The organism is Paraburkholderia sp. (genome assembly GCF_047605525.1).
Classification (GTDB): Bacteria; Pseudomonadota; Gammaproteobacteria; order Burkholderiales; family Burkholderiaceae; genus Paraburkholderia.
In genome coordinates, this window is sequence record NZ_JASGFN010000012.1 from 115732 (window position 1) to 132469 (window position 16738).

The 16738-nt window shown below is 58.5% G+C and carries 14 protein-coding genes; 5 read left to right on the top strand and 9 right to left on the bottom strand.

Annotation, left to right across the window (positions count from 1 at the left end; genetic code table 11):
- The first annotated feature begins 44 nt into the window (after positions 1–44).
- Positions 45–962, top strand: a complete 918-nt coding sequence (locus tag QM685_RS18625) for a LysR family transcriptional regulator (protein ID WP_415117983.1) — start codon at positions 45–47, stop codon at positions 960–962.
- 328 nt (positions 963–1290) lie between these two features.
- Entirely contained in the window at positions 1291–2178 is an 888-nt protein-coding gene (locus QM685_RS18630) for an amidohydrolase family protein (protein ID WP_415117985.1), read from the top strand.
- A gap of 85 nt (positions 2179–2263) precedes the next feature.
- Here QM685_RS18630 and QM685_RS18635 read toward each other — a convergent pair whose 3' ends face one another.
- The 9 genes from QM685_RS18635 to QM685_RS18675 all read right to left on the bottom strand — a co-directional run bounded on the left by QM685_RS18635 (position 2264) and on the right by QM685_RS18675 (position 13606).
- Positions 2264–3217, bottom strand: coding sequence for a sugar ABC transporter substrate-binding protein (locus tag QM685_RS18635; protein WP_415118200.1), 954 nt, complete (start codon positions 3215–3217; stop codon positions 2264–2266).
- A 280-nt stretch (positions 3218–3497) separates the two neighbouring features.
- Entirely contained in the window at positions 3498–4823 is a 1326-nt protein-coding gene (locus tag QM685_RS18640; RefSeq protein WP_415117987.1) for an MFS transporter, read from the bottom strand.
- Between the two features lie 111 nt (positions 4824–4934).
- Complete coding sequence (locus QM685_RS18645; RefSeq protein WP_415117989.1) at positions 4935–5342, bottom strand: hypothetical protein; 408 nt, start codon at positions 5340–5342, stop codon at positions 4935–4937.
- Positions 5343–5376: 34 nt separating this feature from the next.
- A complete protein-coding gene (locus QM685_RS18650) occupies positions 5377–6615 on the bottom strand; it encodes an ABC transporter permease (protein ID WP_415117991.1) in 1239 nt (412 codons plus the stop codon).
- An 11-nt stretch (positions 6616–6626) separates the two neighbouring features.
- Positions 6627–8168, bottom strand: a complete 1542-nt coding sequence (locus tag QM685_RS18655) for a sugar ABC transporter ATP-binding protein (RefSeq protein WP_415117993.1) — start codon at positions 8166–8168, stop codon at positions 6627–6629.
- 39 nt (positions 8169–8207) lie between these two features.
- Positions 8208–9176, bottom strand: coding sequence for a sugar ABC transporter substrate-binding protein (locus tag QM685_RS18660; RefSeq protein ID WP_415117995.1), 969 nt, complete (start codon positions 9174–9176; stop codon positions 8208–8210).
- Between the two features lie 140 nt (positions 9177–9316).
- Positions 9317–10219: a sugar ABC transporter substrate-binding protein gene (locus tag QM685_RS18665; protein ID WP_415118202.1), complete on the bottom strand. Its 903-nt coding sequence runs from the start codon at positions 10217–10219 to the stop codon at positions 9317–9319.
- A 146-nt stretch (positions 10220–10365) separates the two neighbouring features.
- A complete protein-coding gene (locus tag QM685_RS18670) occupies positions 10366–11844 on the bottom strand; it encodes an NAD-dependent succinate-semialdehyde dehydrogenase (RefSeq protein ID WP_415117997.1) in 1479 nt (492 codons plus the stop codon).
- Positions 11845–11971: 127 nt separating this feature from the next.
- A complete protein-coding gene (locus tag QM685_RS18675; protein WP_415117999.1) occupies positions 11972–13606 on the bottom strand; it encodes a GMC family oxidoreductase in 1635 nt (544 codons plus the stop codon).
- 350 nt (positions 13607–13956) lie between these two features.
- Between QM685_RS18675 and QM685_RS18680 the strand changes: the two genes are divergently transcribed.
- The 3 genes from QM685_RS18680 (at position 13957) to QM685_RS18690 (ending at position 16311) form a co-directional block, all read left to right on the top strand.
- Complete coding sequence (locus QM685_RS18680; protein ID WP_415118001.1) at positions 13957–14247, top strand: putative quinol monooxygenase; 291 nt, start codon at positions 13957–13959, stop codon at positions 14245–14247.
- Positions 14248–14492: 245 nt separating this feature from the next.
- Positions 14493–15320 (top strand): SMP-30/gluconolactonase/LRE family protein, encoded by an 828-nt coding sequence (locus QM685_RS18685; RefSeq protein ID WP_415118003.1) that lies wholly within the window; start codon positions 14493–14495, stop codon positions 15318–15320.
- A 214-nt stretch (positions 15321–15534) separates the two neighbouring features.
- Positions 15535–16311, top strand: coding sequence for a glucose 1-dehydrogenase (locus QM685_RS18690; RefSeq protein ID WP_415118005.1), 777 nt, complete (start codon positions 15535–15537; stop codon positions 16309–16311).
- The last annotated feature ends 427 nt before the right edge of the window (positions 16312–16738 follow it).

Sequence of the window (16738 nt, forward strand, 5' to 3'; positions counted from 1 at the left end):
GTATCGTTAAGAACCGCTTGATAATTCGATCTATCTTTTTCGCCATGGCTTTTCCTCGCTTCACACCAAGACAGCTCTGCGCATTCGTTGCCGTCGCGGACGTAGGAAGCTTCGCGAAAGCAGGTGAGCGGATGAGCCTGTCCGCATCTGCTGTCAGTCAACTTGTCAGCGAACTAGAGGTATCGACCGGATTTCGACTTTTTGACCGGACGACGCGGAGTGTCGCTGTTTCACCAGCCGGTCGGGAATTCTACTCATCCGTCAAAAGCGTTCTGGCACATATGGAACTGGCCGAGGCCACGGCAGATGACATCCGGAATCGGGCGGCCGGAATTGTCCGTGTTGCAGCACCCTTGATCCTGGCCAGTACTGTTCTGCCGGCGGCAATCAGGGCATACCGGGCCTGCCAGCCCAAGGTTCTTGTCCGTATTCGCGATGCCACGGTGGAAAATCTTGTCGATCTGGTGAAGAGTGCTACTGTCGACCTCGCCGTTGGACCAGATCAGGCGGTGATTGCGGACATTGCCCGCTTCGACCTGTTCCAGAGCGCATGGGTACTGTGGTTTCCCCCCAGCAGTCCGCTTGCCGACTATCGCGAGATTTCATGGGTCCAGTTGAGGCAGTACCCTCTCGTGGTGGCTGGACGCGACTACGAACGCACAATATCCCTGACGCAGGCTGAATATGTCGAGACCGGACAGATCACGCCGATCGACATCGTCGACAACATCAGCACAGCCTTCGGCATGGCCGCCGAGGATCTCGCCCTGACGATCGCACCAGCGTATGTCGGAGTTCTCGGTCGGCGTTTCGGCCTGGTGTCGCGGCCAATAGTCAGGCCGGAAGTTCAGCGTCAGGTATGCCTGTACCATTCATCACGTCGCGGTATCTCCCCTGCGGCAGAGGGCTTCCGTGAGCATCTGATCAGGTGGCTGACCCGAAACGGGTTCCCCCCTGAATAAGCAATCCACCGCTACTTTCAATATCCGAGTGCACTTCGGGCGTGCGCGGAAGATGTTCGAGCTAAGCGGTACGTCTTTGATACTCGCATCCCCGAATCCGAGTCATCACGTCGTTAAGCAAAACTTAGGCGGAACTTCAAAAGATTAACCAATCCTGGTTGAATCATCAGATACGCTAACATCTGAAGCGGGACATAGCCGAAGGCCGTACAGGCAGCAGATCTCCTCCGGCTTGCAGCGACAATGAAGTCGAACCGGGACAGGATCGCCTGCCCTCGCCACAGAATTAACACGTCCTGTCCTCCCAGGATCTACCGGTCACCTTCGAATGATTGATTTTCCTGTCGTCGACTCCCACATTCACCTGCTCGACAGGGAGCAATTCAGCTACTCCTGGTCCCATGGTTCCTCGTGGGCGACTGGTGCCACGAAACTCAATCGTAGCTGGCATATCGACGATCTCTCTGGCCGTTCCGCGCCATGCAATGTCGAAGGATTTGTCTTCGTTGAAGCCGATGTAGATATGCCGCAGTACCTCGATGAAGCGGGTTGGGCAGATCGCATCGCGTCGACTGACCCACGAATCCTTGCCTGCGTCGCCTGCCTGCCGCTTGAGACAGGCTATTCCATCGAACCGGAAGTCGCTCGCGTCGCCAGCCTGCCGGCCGTGCGGGGAGTGCGGCGCCTCATCCAGAACATGCCCGATTCGTCAGTCATACTGCGGCGTCCCTTTATAGACGCCATCAATCTGCTGCCCGGACACAACCTCTCCTTCGACCTCTGTATCGATCCACACCAGTTCTTACACACTCTCGAACTGGTAAAACGATGTCCGGGGGTAAACTTTGTACTGGATCATATGGGTAAGCCAGAAGTGAAGGAAAACCGCCTGCCGTTATGGTACGAGCAGATACGGCAGATAGCGGCCTTCCCGAACGTTGTCTGCAAGATCTCTGGTCTGGTGACTCAAGCCGACCATATGAACTGGAAAGCATCACAGATAATTCCGCTAATTGACCACGTCATCGGCTGTTTCGGCATCGACAGGGTCCTTTTTGGCAGTGACTGGCCGGTACTCGAACTGGCCGCATCGTACCGGGAATGGATGGATATCGTCGACCATGCAACACGACATATGTCACAAGCGGACCGGATGAAGATTTTCCGGGAAAACGCAATCAGGACCTATCGCCTCGACCTCTGCGCCAGTCAGTAGCAGGAGCAACGAGCGAGCGCTCATTGAATCGGGAAAGGCATGCGTCAGGCCCCATGCGGTGACGATCGGTGCCTGCCGACACGCCTTACCATTGCGGCACGCAACTCGCAACATTGGACTTTGTGACCGGAGGGGTAACAACCTCGATGAATTGCCCCTTCTGTGTGTCCGACTTCGTTACCGCGGCATACAGGGCCTTGAACGCGAGTTGTCCCATTTTCTCGGGTTCGACACAAACCGTACCATCGACGTCGCCGGCCTTGATCGCGGCTATTCCCAGACGAGAACCGCCCCATCCGACCAGCCTGGCATGTGAACCCGCTGCATGTACGGCCTTCGCACAACCGATGACCAGGTCATCCGCCTGGTTATAGAAGAGATCGACATCCGGATGAGCGGTCAAAATGTTCTGACACACAGACTCCCCCTGCTCCGGTGTCAGGTCCGTCGGCTGCGAAGCAACGATCTGGTATTTCATCCCGGTTTTGTCCAGACCCTCCTTGAATCCCTTTGTTCGTTGCCAGTTCTGAGCCATACCGGGTGCGCCCTCGAGAATCGCGATCCTGGCCACGCGTTTCCTGGGAAGGAGCGTCGCTGCGATTTCACCGGAGATCTCGCCCGTGTGTATTTCGTCACTGGAGACAAGCGCTGTCACGTTCGGATAGACGTCCCTGATTGGTCGCTTTTGCGGGTCACCAATTTCGGTCGCCACGGATACGAACGGCAGACCGTGCGCCGAGACGCGATCGGCCCAACTCTTCGCGACTGCTCCGTCGATCGGAAGGACCGCGACACCATCGACTTTCTGCGCAATCAGGTCATCGATCCCATTACCCTGGGTCTCCACGTTGGATTTCCCGTCAAGCACGATGATGTTCACTCCCACCTTTCTGGCTTCTTCCGTGAATCCCTTCACCACCGACACATTGAAGGGAAACTGCATCCCGGCAGCCACGTAGCCTAACGTGATGGTCCTGGCTTGTACACCCGGAACATACAGCGCACATGCGATGCAGAGCGAGCATCCGAGCTTGAACATTCGCTTCATATCTTCCCTATTCATCTGACTCTGGAAATTATGGACAGAGGATAAAACGCTTTCGGCCGCGCCAAAGCTTCATTGCGGCATCCTTTCTCTTACCAGTGACACTCGTGGGTTGCTTCCCCTTAAGTCTCGACTTCCGGGCACCGTATCAGAGCCGTACGGTCAACGAACAAGCCGAGGTCTCCTTCTTTGTGTTCGAGGCCAGAAACATCCGGTGACCCTGCCAGCGACGCGGCCACAAACGTTGTCGGAGAGCCGGCACATCTCGCAAACATTATCTGGACTCTTCAGCGATGCCGAACTCGCTGCCCGGAGCATCCAAACCCGCGGAGGTACGGAGCCGCACGCCCTTCGTCTCCGGCACAAACTGTGTCAGTACGAGACAGGCAACTGCAACGAATGTCACATAGTACGCAGGCGCGATCGGCGAGCCGGACGCATGTACCAGAAGCGTCGCAACGAGAGGCGTCGTACCCCCGAAGACGGCCACACTCAGTTGATACGAAATGGCGTGACCTGTTGCACGAAACGAAGTGGGAAAGAATTCCGGCGCGGCAACAAAACAGGCTCCGCCATACAAGCCGACGCCGACCACCAGCAGCAACTGGCCCAGGAGTGCACCCATCATCGTACCCGTTGCGGCCAGGTACACGCCGGGATATGCGGCGAAAGCGAGCCACAATGCGCCGAGTGAAAGAATGCGTTTGCGGCCGAATCGATCACTCAGCATCCCCCCCAACGGGATCATGAACGACAGGACAACGATGGCAGCGCCGTTTGCAAGCAGCGCGGATGTCGGGTCCAGTCTCGCCACCCGGACGAGAAACGTATACATGAACCCCAGGACAAGGTACGAACCGACGGTCTGAATCGGCTGGATCATGGCGACATTCAGCATGCCGCGAAGGCCTCCTGCCCGAAGGGCAGCCCCGAGCGGGCTTTTCGCCGACGTCCTGCGCGTGGCCTGCCTGAATTCCTCCGGTTCGTCCAGGTCACGTCGAAGCCAGAACCCGAAGATTCCGATCAGTCCACCGGCCAGGAACGGTACACGCCAGACCCAGGCGGCATATGTACTCGCCCCAGCGGACCATTCAAGAGCAATCAGCAATCCGGCTACCAGCGCATTGGGCAGATGCGAAAAGATCAGGGTGAGACCAATCCACCCGCCCCGGCGGTCGTTGGGCGCCGACTCGAGGATGAAACTGGTGGTCCCCGTCGTCTCCCCACCCAGTGCAAGACCTTGGCCGATCCGGCACACGACAAGCAGCACAGGGGCCGCGATACCAACCTGAGCGTAGGTGGGTAGAAGCCCGATTACGGCCGTGCCCAGCGCCATCAGCCAGACCGTCATTGCCATGACTTTCACGCGTCCGACCTTGTCTGCCATTACCCCGAACAGCAATCCGCCAAGCGGACGAGCGAAGAAGGCGACGGCATAGACGGCGAAAGTGCTGAGCAATGCGGCGGTGCGATCGCTTCCAGGAAAAAAGTGAGTCGAGAGAATCGGAACCGAAAAGCCAAATACAGCAAAGTCGTAGATTTCGCCGAAGTTGCCAATCGAACCGGCCGAAAGCGTCCGGATTGCACTTTGCTTTGCCACACCTCCTCCAAACAAATTGCGCATTTTCGGCGCAACGGGCAATTGGCCCCTGGAACACTGCAGAAGTCAGTATCGATACCGCTTACGTCGCGTAGTCATGTCCGCCGCGCACTACAGGTTGCAGTGGCTCGCACACACGGCACGGCAATCCTCCTGGATCGTGCGGCTCAGACGAAGGATGTCGGGGATGCCAAAGTCAGCGACGTCGGGCCTCGGGACGCCGTGGGAGATCGCAACCCGCTCGGCAATCTCGTAAGCCACCGATCGTTCCCGTAACAGTGCGCCCAGTCCTTCGGAGAGCAACTGCTTTTCCGTAGCGGTGAAATGGTCCGTGAGGCTGAGTTCAGTCGTGTTCACAAATGGCTCCTGAAACGGAACGCGGTCGAATTTGCGCGCGACGGGCTCCCGAACTTCAAAACCATGCCGCTCCCACAAGCCGCCAAAGATCAGACTCCGAACGTCGAGTTGCAGGAACGGGGAAAATCCATGCCGGGATATCTGCACATGCCATAAACGCATGCAGCTTGCAAACCGCCGACGTATAGGCGAGGCCCTATCTCCGCTTTCTGCGGGCACCACCAACGGTGTAGATAGCGGCGGCTGCGACAACCACGGTGCCTTCGATGACGCCCTGGTAATTCGCTCCCAGATTGAGAATGTTGAAGCCGTTTGTCAGTGTGAACAGGAGCAGCGCGCCCGCCAGTGTCTTGATCACCGAGCCCGCTCCGCCGAACAGGGACGTTCCGCCCAGAATCGCCGACGCGATGACAGTCAGTTCAGCCCCCTGCATAGCGGTCGGATTCACCGCGCCAAGCCGGCTGCCGAACAGAACCCCGCCAAAGCCTGCTGCCGCGCTGCACAGGATGAACCCTGCCATCTTGTATCGCTTCACATTGATCCCGGATAAACGCGCTGCCTCGGGATTGCCCCCGACCGCGTAGACGCGGCGCCCGATGGTCGTCAAATTCAGGATGAACCAGACAATCATCGTGAAAACGCCCATGTACACGACAGGTTTGGGCATTGAAAGCGACAGTCCACCCGCCCACACAAGGGCGAGGCAACATACTCCGCCAGCAACCATGCCGAACGATGTGACTGACCGATGGCGCCCGTGACGTCTTGCCTGCACGAGGAACCAGACTCCCGCCAACAGCAGGGCTGCTCCGATAAGAATAAGTGGAATGGCAATCGGAAAGCGACCTGATTCAAATGCCCTCATCGCCTGCAACGCTTCGGGGGTCTGCACCGACAGGGATTGCCCGTCGGTGTAGATCTGGACGACCCCACGGATTGCGGTCAGCGTTCCCAGAGTCACGATGAATGCATTGATGCCTAGATACTGGACGATCGCACCGTTAAGCAGCCCGGCCAGCACTGCGACAAGCATCGCAACGAGCGCCGCCGGCCAGAACCCGAGCGAATCCGCCAGGCTCACCAGCACCGCGGCAGAAAGCGCCGCCACCGACGCGACTGAAAGATCGAAGTTACCCGTGATCAGGATCACAGTCATCGCGACTGCAATGATCGCAACCAGCGACGACTGGTACAGCACGTTCGAAATGTTCGCCAGGCTCAGATAGTTGGGCCTGCCCGTATAGACGGTCACAAACGAGATCGCGGATACCAGCAGGATGAGCGCATAGTAAACGCCCATTTCGCGCAAACTGAACAGCCGACGCCAATCAGTCATTTGTGCATGCACCTTTACAGAACTGCCGTCCAGTTGATTAGCCGGTGTCGCGTTACCGCCGCGAGAGGCGCTGGATTGCGTCGAAGTTGTGAAATTCATGATTGCTCGCTCTACAAAGATTGCGCATTGGCTTGCTGCGCACCATCGGAACTCGCGCTATGGCCGCCAGCCAACAAAACCAGTTCCTGCTCCGAGGTCTCGTGGCCGGTGCGCTCGGCGATGCAACGTCCGTCACGCATGACGAGTATGCGACTGCTGACTGCGAGGATTTCTTCGAATTCGGATGAAACCATGATGACTGCCTTCCCGGCGGCAGCCAGTTCCCTGACGAGCAGCAGGATGTCCGTTTTTGCTCCGATGTCGATCCCTGCGGTGGGCTCGTCCAGGAGAAACACTTTCACGTCGCTGAACAGCCACTTCGCGATAGTCACCTTCTGCGCATTGCCACCGCTGAGTTCGGTCACAACAATGTCGGTCGAGCTTGCCTTGATCGAGAGCCGCTGGATGGCCTCGCTTCCCCGCCGCCGCTCGAGCGCCCTGTCCGGAAACCATCGTCCCCGGGCAACGCTACCGAGTGCCGGAAGGGTCGTATTGCGCCAGATCTCGAACCCGGGGACGAGACCTTGTGCCATACGGTCTTCCGGAACCAGCCCGAGCCCTGCCCTCACTGCCGACGCAGTCGATTTCCGGATCTGCCGGTCTTCGACCAGCACTGCGCCGGTAGCGTCCGGATCTGCACCAAAAATCGCATGCAGCAGTTCGCTGCGCCCTGATCCGAGCAGCCCCGCGATTCCAATCACTTCTCCTGCCCGCACCTTCAGGGAGACCGGCTCAAGCTTGCCTGCAGAGGCAACGTCTTTGAGTTCGAGCAGCACGGGGGCCTCGACATTGACCGGTTGCGGCGCAACTCTCTCAAGCGCAACGATCTGCCGACCCACGATCGCTTCAGCGATGCGAGCTTCATCGAGGTCCCGGGTATCAGCATCAACGACGGCTTGCCCATCGCGCAGGATGGTCACCCTGTCGGTGAGTGCCATTACCTCATCCAGGAAGTGCGACACAAACAGGATGGCCTTGTTTTCGCCCCGCGCAAGTTGCCGTACGATCTGGTACACAACCTCGCGCTCACTCGCCGCGAGTGAAGCCGTCGGCTCGTCCATCACAATGAGATCCGCTCCCGTGCCGAGCGCCTGGAGAATTGCGACCATCTGGCGTTGACCGATGGACAGGTCGCCGACGAGGCCGTCGGGGTCGAGCCAGTATCCAATCCTCTCGCACAAATCGGAGAAGCGTGCCCGTATCGCAGGATTGCGGCGCCACCGCCCTTCCTCGCCAAGGAAAATATTCTCAAGCACCGACAGCGTCGGAACCAGGGGAATATGCTGGTGAATTGTCGCTATCCCCATGTCGTTCGCCGCTTTCGGACTTGCGTACTCGACGGCGGCGCCCTTCCAGACGATCTTCCCCCCCGAGGCCGGCAACGATCCGGAGAGAATCTTGATCAGGGTAGACTTGCCGGCGCCATTGGCGCCGAGTAGCCCGTGAACCGTGCCGCGCGATACCTCCAGGTTCACGCCGCGCAGCGCAACAAGACCGTTCGGGAACGTCTTCGTCACTCCCTGCAACTGCAGGATAGGGGTTTCATCTGCCATTTCGTTGCCTCCTGCTACCTCGATAGACATTGTTCCTGCTTACCACTCAGGCACGCAACTGGAGAGCGTCGCCTTCGTCACCTCGGGGGTATCCACATCGACGAACTTGCCCTTCGGTGCATCCTTTTGGGTCACCGCGGCATAGAGCGTCTTGAAGGCGAGTTCGCCCATCTTTCCGGGTTGAATGCAAACCGTACCGTCCACGTCGCCAATCTTGACGGCATTGATGCCCAGCTTCGATCCACCACGACTGACCAGCTTGGCATGAGAGCCGGCGGCACGCACGGCCCGGGCGCAGCCAATGACCATGTCATCCGCCTGGTTGAAGAAGAGATCGACATCCGGGTGAGCCGTCAGAATGTTCTGGCAGACGGACTCACCCTGCTCGGGCGTCCAGTCGGTGGGCTGCGCAGCGACGATCTGATATTTGATACCAGCCTTGTCAAGACCGTCCTTGAAACCCTTCGTCGTCTGCCACACCGTCGGATAGCCCGGGGCTCCCTCGACGATCGCGATCTTCGCGGTCCGGTTCTTCGGTAGCAACGTGGCCGCGATCTGCGCCGCGTCGTAACCGACGTGCACCTCGTCACTCGCGACCAGCGCCGTCAGCTTCGGATAAACATCGCTGATCGCATGCTTCTGCGGGTCACCAATCTGCGTCGCAACCGCCACAAACGGGATGTTGTGCGATGCGGCCCGGTCGACCCATGACTGGGCAACCACGGCATCAATGGGCAGCACAGCGATACCATCGACTTTCTGGGCGATAAGATCGTCGACTGCGTTTCCCTGTTTTTCGACACTCGTCTTTGCGTCAAGCACAATCGTCTTGACACCCGCTGCCTTTGCGGCCTGTTCGAAACCCCTTGCCGCTGCGACATTGAATGGATACTGCATCCCTGCGGCAACATAGCCCAGCGTGATGTCTTTTGCCATGGCAATATTGGCAAGAAGCGCTGTTGTGCCAGCCAGTCCGACGAAGGCCAACGTCTTTAAACATTTTTTCATTACTGTCTCCACTTGGTTTGTCCTGGGCTACTTACCCCATTACTTCTTCTCTGAATTGCTTTGGCAGTCCTCTATTCGTCAGCCCCGATGCTGCGTCAGACCGCACTGGCAAAGGTTACGCTCACGATTACCTGCCCCGATTACCACTGTGGGATACAACTCGAAACGTTCTCCTTCGTCACGCCAGGGGTCGGAATTTCGATGAACTTCGCCTTTGGCGTATCAGGTTTCGTCACGGCGGCATAAAGCGCCTTGAACGCCTGCTGTCCCATCTCTTCAGGCGATACGCAAACCGTGCCGTCGACTTCACCTGCCTTGATGGCATCGATTCCAAGGCGTGAGCCGCCCCAACCGACGAGTTTCGCTTTCGAACCGGCCGCATGGACCGCGCGCGCGCAACCGATGACCATATCGTCCGCCTGGTTATAGAAAAGATCGACGTCCGGATGCGCGGTCAGGATGTTCTGGCAGACTGATTCGCCCTTTTCAGCCGTCCAGTCGGTAGGCTGCGAGGCGACGATGCGATACTTGACCCCTGCCTTGTCGAGGCCTTCCCTGAAACCTTTGGTGCGTTGCCAGACCTGCGGGTAGCCCGGTGCGCCTTCCACGATAGCGATGTTGGCGACGCGATCCTTCGAGAGTAGCTTCGCGGCGATCTCTCCCGCGTTAAAGCCGGTATGGATCTCGTCGCTCGCTACCAGCGCAGCCAGTTTCGGATAAACGTCCTTGATGGGACGCTTCTGGGGATCGCCCAATTCCGTTGCAACGGCCACCAGTGGAATCCCGTGCGCGGCCACGCGGTCCGCCCAACCTTGAGCGACGACGCCATCCAGCGGGAGAAAAGCAATACCGTCGACCTTCTGCGACACGAGGTCATCGATGGCATTGGCCTGTCTTTCAACGCTGGTCTTGGGGTCCAGGATAATTGCCTTCACGCCAGCAGCTTTCGCAGCGTCTCCGAACCCCTTGGCTACAGCAACATTGAAGGGATACTGCAGACCAGCGGCCACGTAACCCACCGTAATCTGTCTCGACTCCGCCATCGCCGGTGCCGAAGTCAACAGGCAAGTCGCTACCAGACCGAAAACACACTCTCCAAACCTGCTCATCGTTTGTCTCCAATATGAATTATTTTTGTCCAGCAACTGCTACCCGCTTCTGTGCGAATCCGCCTCTTTTTCGCCCTTCCTCAGACCCTAGTGGTCTTCTGCAATACCGTCTTGGTCACCATATACGCGTCCAGCGTCGAGGGACCGCCCTCACGCCCAACACCACTGTCTTTCACCCCGCCAAAGGGTGTATCCGCGTCCGGCGTCCCAAAATGATTGATGGAGAGCACGCCACATTCGAGTTCCCGGCCAATGCGTTCAGCATCCTGTAGCGAATTGGTAAACGCATATGCCGCCAGACCGACCGACAGGCTGTTCGCCAACGTGATGGCTTCGCCAAGGTCATTGACCGATACGCAGGCGCACAAGGGGCCGAACGGCTCGGTGGTCATCGCAGCCGCATCGGCAGGAACATCCGCGAGCACGGTCGGCTCGAAGAAGTACCCGACACTCCCGATACGGTTGCCCCCCGCCGCGATTCGCGCGCCGCGCTGTCTGGCGTCGTCCACGAGGGCCTGCATCGCCGTCAGCCGGCGTGCGCTCGCGACCGGGCCCATCTGGACATCCTTGCGGAAACCATCGCCAACCCGAACGCTATTCACTGCCTCTGCGAACGACGAGACGAAGTCCTGGTACACGCTGCGGTGTACGATGAAACGCGAAGGCGATGCGCAGATCTGACCGCTGGCGTTCGTCTTGCCTCGCGCGGCGAGCCGACCGATAGCCGTACCGTCAACCCCTTCGCAGACAAGCACGGGAGCATGACCACCCAACTCCATCAGCACAGGCTTCATGGCAGCCGCAGCCAGCTGGGTCAGATGCTTGCCCACCTGCACGGACCCGGTAAAGGTCACCAGCCGTATCACCGGCGATGCAATCAGCGTTGACGAGATTTCCGCCGGGTTCCCGAAGACGAGGTTCAGAACACCCGCAGGCAACCCGGCGTCTTCGAATGCCTTCACCACGAGGCACGCCGCTCCAGGCGTTTCCTCGGCAGCTTTCAGGATGACGGAGCAGCCCGCCGATAATGCGGCGCTCACCTTGCGCGCTGCGGAACTGATGGGCACGTTCCATGGGGTAAACGCTGCGACCGGACCAATCGGCTGGCGCAGAATGAACTTCTGCATCTGTGCCTCACCCGGGACGATCAACCCGTAGTCACGCAGCGACTGCGCTGCGTTCCAGTCGAAGAAATTAAGCGAGCGGTCGGCCTCGGCATACGCATCCGAGTACAGCTTGCCGTTTTCCAGCGTGATTGCCGCCGCAATCGAACCAAGCCGTTCCCTCATCAATGCGGCGGCCGCCTGTATGACCTTCACCCGTTGCTGCGGTGGCGTATCGCGCCACGCCGCAAACCCACGGGCAGCAGCCTGCAAGGCACGTGTGAGATCATCCGGAGTCGCCTTTGGAACAGCGCCCAGCACTTCTTCCGTGCTCGGGTTTTTGACTTCGACCGCCGTCTGCCGGTCGTAAATCCACTCGCCGTCGATGTACAGCCCGATCCGCGGATATTCACGTTGTACTTCGTTATCGGTGGTCTGAAGGCTTGCGGTTGACATTACTGAATTCCTCTTTTCAAGATTTGAGGCGCATCCATTTCCCTTTTGCGTACGCCGTCACAACGTCCTCATCGGCTATGAGGTCGAACGCTGCACGCAGAAATCTGGCATTCCGGCCAGATCCCGCTCAAGCGGCAACGACCTCTTTCATAAAACGTCGCGGCACAGCGTCCTTCAGGATCATGTCTGCCGCCTTTACCCCGATCATGATTGAAGGGGCATTCGTATTTCCCGACGTGAGATGCGGCATGATCGACGCGTCGGCCACGCGAAGCCGCTCCACACCGCGCACGCGCAAACGCTCATCCACGACTGCGAGGCGATCACGTCCCATCTTGCAGGTGCCAGCCTGATGGTGTGCCGAGTTTCCTGTTGCCTCCATCCAGTGGAGAATCTGCTCGTCGGTTTTCACCGCGGGTCCTGGAATCTGCTCTTCGATGATGCGCGATGCCATTGGCTCGGTCGACATGATCTCCCGGATCTTCCTGACGCCGAAGATCATGGCCCGGTTGTCGTCTTCGTTCGTCAGGAAGTTCGGCTTGAACACCGCCGGATCGGCAGGACTCGCCGAGCGCAGCGTCACCGTCCCGGTAGCGCGCGGACGTAACAGATATACGGAAACGCCCATACCGGGCTCGCGATCTACCTCGCACTCGCCACCGGCGTGGTAGGTGAACGTCATCGGTCTGAAGCTGATCTGCAGGTCGGCGTACTGCTCTTCAGCGCGGCTCTTCACGAACGCCCCAACCTGCGACGACCCAAGCGCGAGGTAGCCTTTATGCGTGAGCAGGTAACGAGCACCTTCGAGGTATTTTCTCAGCCCTGCGAGGTCGGTGTTGTAAGAGCTGTCGGGCGTCGATCTGTAGCTTCCGTGCACATAAAAGTGATCCTGAAGGTTAAGCCCGACGCCTAGAGAATCGACACACGTGCTGATCCCATGTCGCTGCAGTTCTGCGCCAGGCCCGATACCCGACAGCATGAGTACCTGGGGCGAATTGAGAGAACCCGCCGACAGGATCACTTCCCGCGCTGCGCCGAATGTCCTCTTCTCTCCGTTGCAGAGAACCTCCACGCCGGTAGCGACATTTCCTTCAAGGACAATCCGCTGAACTGCGCAGCCAGTGAGAACGGTCAGGTTCGGTCGACTGCGTACGGGCTCGATGAAAGCCGTGTAGGCCGAATAGCGCTTTCCGTCGCGGATCGTATGCTGCATGAAGCCAACGCCATCGTGCACTGCGCCATTGAAGTCTTCGGTACGGGGAATGCCCAGACGCTCCGCCGACTCAATGAAGTCGTAGGAACTCCCCATTTTCTTGACCGGGTCACTGACCCACAACGGGCCGCCCACCCCGCGGTACTCGTCTGAGCCGCGCTCGTTATGCTCCATCTTCCTGAAGTAAGGAAGCAGATCGTCGTAGCTCCAGCCCGGATTGCCAAGGTCCCGCCAGCTATCGAAATCGCTCCTATGTCCGCGGATGAAAATCATCCCGTTGATCGAACTCGAGCCGCCCAAAGTCTTGCCGCGAGGCCAGTACATCTTCCGGTTACGGAGCGTGGGCATCGGGTCCGTGAAGTAGTTCCAGTTCAATTCCTTGTGGAAGTACAGCTTCGCCATGCCCGCAGGTGTATTCACCCAGAAGCGATCGGCAGGAGGGCCCGCTTCGAGGAGCAGCACCCTGTTGTCCGGATTGTCGCTGAGGCCGCGTGCGAGCGGACAACCTGACGATCCGGCTCCGATGACGATGTAGTCGTATGTATCCATGCCGATGAGCTGCTTTGTGAAGGTGTCTCCGTTTGCTGAAGGTTATTTCCGGCTGGGCGGTTAGGTCTAGTTCGATTTTCTGCGTATCCTGGTAAGCAAGGCTAAACTTGCTTTAGCGCTCTTTTTCCAATCACCCGGAAACGCCCGAGCCGGCGCATTGGGTCCACCAGTAGCGGTTCGGCATACCCATTCCAGCCGTTCCCTGTTAAGGGTAAAACCCGATCCCGACGGGCCACTCTCCTTTGCGCAGCAGGCATATCGAACCTGATAACGGCGCGAGACCGCTTCCTTTGTCCAGTGTGGCCGTATATCCTCGCCTCTCCTTTTTCTTTTATTTAAAGGAGGACGGTATGGCCGAGGTATCCGCAATTGCCATCTCTGTGGCAAAGCCAGGATGCGAGGAAAAGCTGGCAGAGGCTCTTGAAGGGCTGCTCGCACCCACTCATCAGGAGGAGGGGATGCTTCAGTACGAGATGTATCGCGATACACAGGATCCGCGTTGCTTCGTCTTCATCGAGCGATGGGAAAGCAGGGAGACGTTCGATGCGCACTGTAATTCCGCGCACGTCCGTGCATACCTGAAAAAAGTCGATGGCTGGGTCGAAAGCAACAAGATCCATGTTCTGACCAAAGGCCGATAGCCCGGAACAGGTGGGGCCCACGGCTGACAGCCGATATGCGCCCGTGACCGCATGCGCAAAACTGTCGTACGAGTCGCGGGCGCAGCGCCGGACCCTCTTCCGGCGCGTCACACTCTGCTCAAGCCCTGTCCGTCAGACTAGCTTACCGTCGAGGCAATGAAAACGAACTGGACCTGTCGATGTAACGAGCCATAATCTGAATCCAGGGAGACACCGCAGCTTTACTTCCGTCAGAAGAGATATTCATGAAAGAACACCAGGCGACGCTTTTGGCGGACGGCTTCGTTTTTCTTGAGGCGCCACGATGGCATGACAATCGCCTATGGGTATCGGACGTCTTTGATTGCAAGTTATATACAGTTCTGGACGACGGCACACGCCAGATGGTTTGTAAGGTCCCGGGACGCCCGGCCGGAATCGGATTTCTGCCGGACAACACCCCAATCGTTGTGTCCTGCGCCCAGAAAAGGCTGATGCGGGTGTCGGACGGGACCCTGTCTGTCTACGCCGACCTGACGGAGGTGGCAGCGGGCGATCTCAATGATCTCGTTATAGATGAGACAGGACGTATATACGTCGGCAATTTCGGATACGACCTCTTTGGCGGCGCGCCGAAAGAACTCACCGAAATGCACGTCGTCCACCCCGACGGCTCTGTTCGTGTTGCCGCCTCGGAACTCGAATTCCCGAACGGAGCGGTAATCAAGGATCAGGGACGCACGCTCGTTGTAGCCGAGACCTGGCGCGGGAAACTCACGGCCTACGAGCGCTTCGGCAACGGCGAGCTGCACAGCCGGAGGGTGTTCGCAGACCTGGATCACCGGCAACCCGATGGAATCTGCGCGGATGAACAGGGAGCCATTTGGGCGGCTTGCTATAACACCGGCGAGTTCATCCGTGTCCTCGATGGCGGCGAGATCACCGATCGCGTCAAATTTGAAGGCAACGCCGTTTCGTGTGTCATCGGCGGCCTTCAGGCAAACACACTGTACTGCTGCGTGTACCTCGGCACTGACGAACAACTACAGGCCCGACAGCCTCTGAGCGCTATCTACAAGGTTCAGCTTGTTTAACAGGATTCAGCGCACAGCGCAGATACGATACGAACGGCTATGCACTCATCGTGCCATCTGGAGGTACATCGGATCCTGGACATTTACCGGTTTCTCAAAGGTCCCGCTATTGCACCGCTGAACCAGCCGATATGGCGACATCCGCAATCTCTCTCTGGTTCAGCGTAAATATTGCCCGCTTTCGACGCGGGCAGCTTAATGGAGATAGGAATCAATGACGAATCATCGCAAGTGGAATTACGAAGGGAAAGTAGCTTTCGTCACAGGTGCTGCAAACGGCATTGGGCAGACCACGGCGTTAGCGTTTGCCCAGGAGGGTGCAGCCGTGGTCGTGGCGGACCTTCTCGAAGATGGCGCGAAGGCGACCGCACGGATGATTGAGGACCAGGGTGGGCGTGCCCTCGCTGTGCGATGTGACGTCTCCAGGCCGGAAGATGTTCAGGCGGCGCTAACCGCTGCCACGGACAAGTTCGGTCGCCTCGATTTCGCATTCAACAATGCCGGTATCGAACAACCTCTCGCCTACACGGCGGACATCAGCGATGAGACGTTCGAGCGGAATCTGCGCGTGAACCTTGGTGGCATCTTCTATTGCATGAAGTATGAGATTCCGATCATGCTCAAAAATGGCGGCGGCGCAATCGTGAACACGTCCTCCGGCGCTGGGGTCGTGGGAATTCGTGGCCAGGGGGCCTATTGTGCCGCCAAACACGGTGTCATCGGTCTGACGAAGTCAGCAGCTCTCGAATACGCGAAGGACGGCGTACGCATCAATGCGGTGTGTCCCGGCATTATCGATACACCGATGATCGGACGCTTTACCCAAGGTACAGAGGAGAACCGCAAGCGGATGATTGCACAGGAGCCCATCGGTCGTCTCGGAAGGCCCGAAGAGATCGCCAATACGGTTCTCTGGCTTTGCTCCGACGTTGCCGGATTTGCGATTGGTCACGCCGTGGTGGTTGATGGTGGGCAAACTGCCGGCCTTTGATCATCATCGGTCGTACCTGTCCTGCACGGGCGGGCGTCGTGAGTGCCCTCCCGGCCGATATGACAGGGTATTGCCTCACGGCGCGTCATTGAACCGGCGAACGTGTTCCCAGGCTCCTCCTACTACTTTTTGTAGTCCGGCTTGCACGTCAGCCTCGTACCGTCGCCTGTGCTCCTTCATTGACCAGTCCTGCGTCATGACGCAATGCATCGCGCGCCGCCGACCCTTCGTTGGTAAGGCGAGCTTCCCGTTCGACAGGCAAATCCGACGCAACACTCCTGGCGCGCCTGAACAAAATCCCAAAAATGAGGCCCCTCAAGGTTCGTCTCACGTGCGTGCCGCACGAATACACTGAAAGCCCGAATGTGGCCCGGCTCTCGCGCATGCGCACCAACTGACCTTCGAAGGCAAGCAGTGCCCGGGCTCG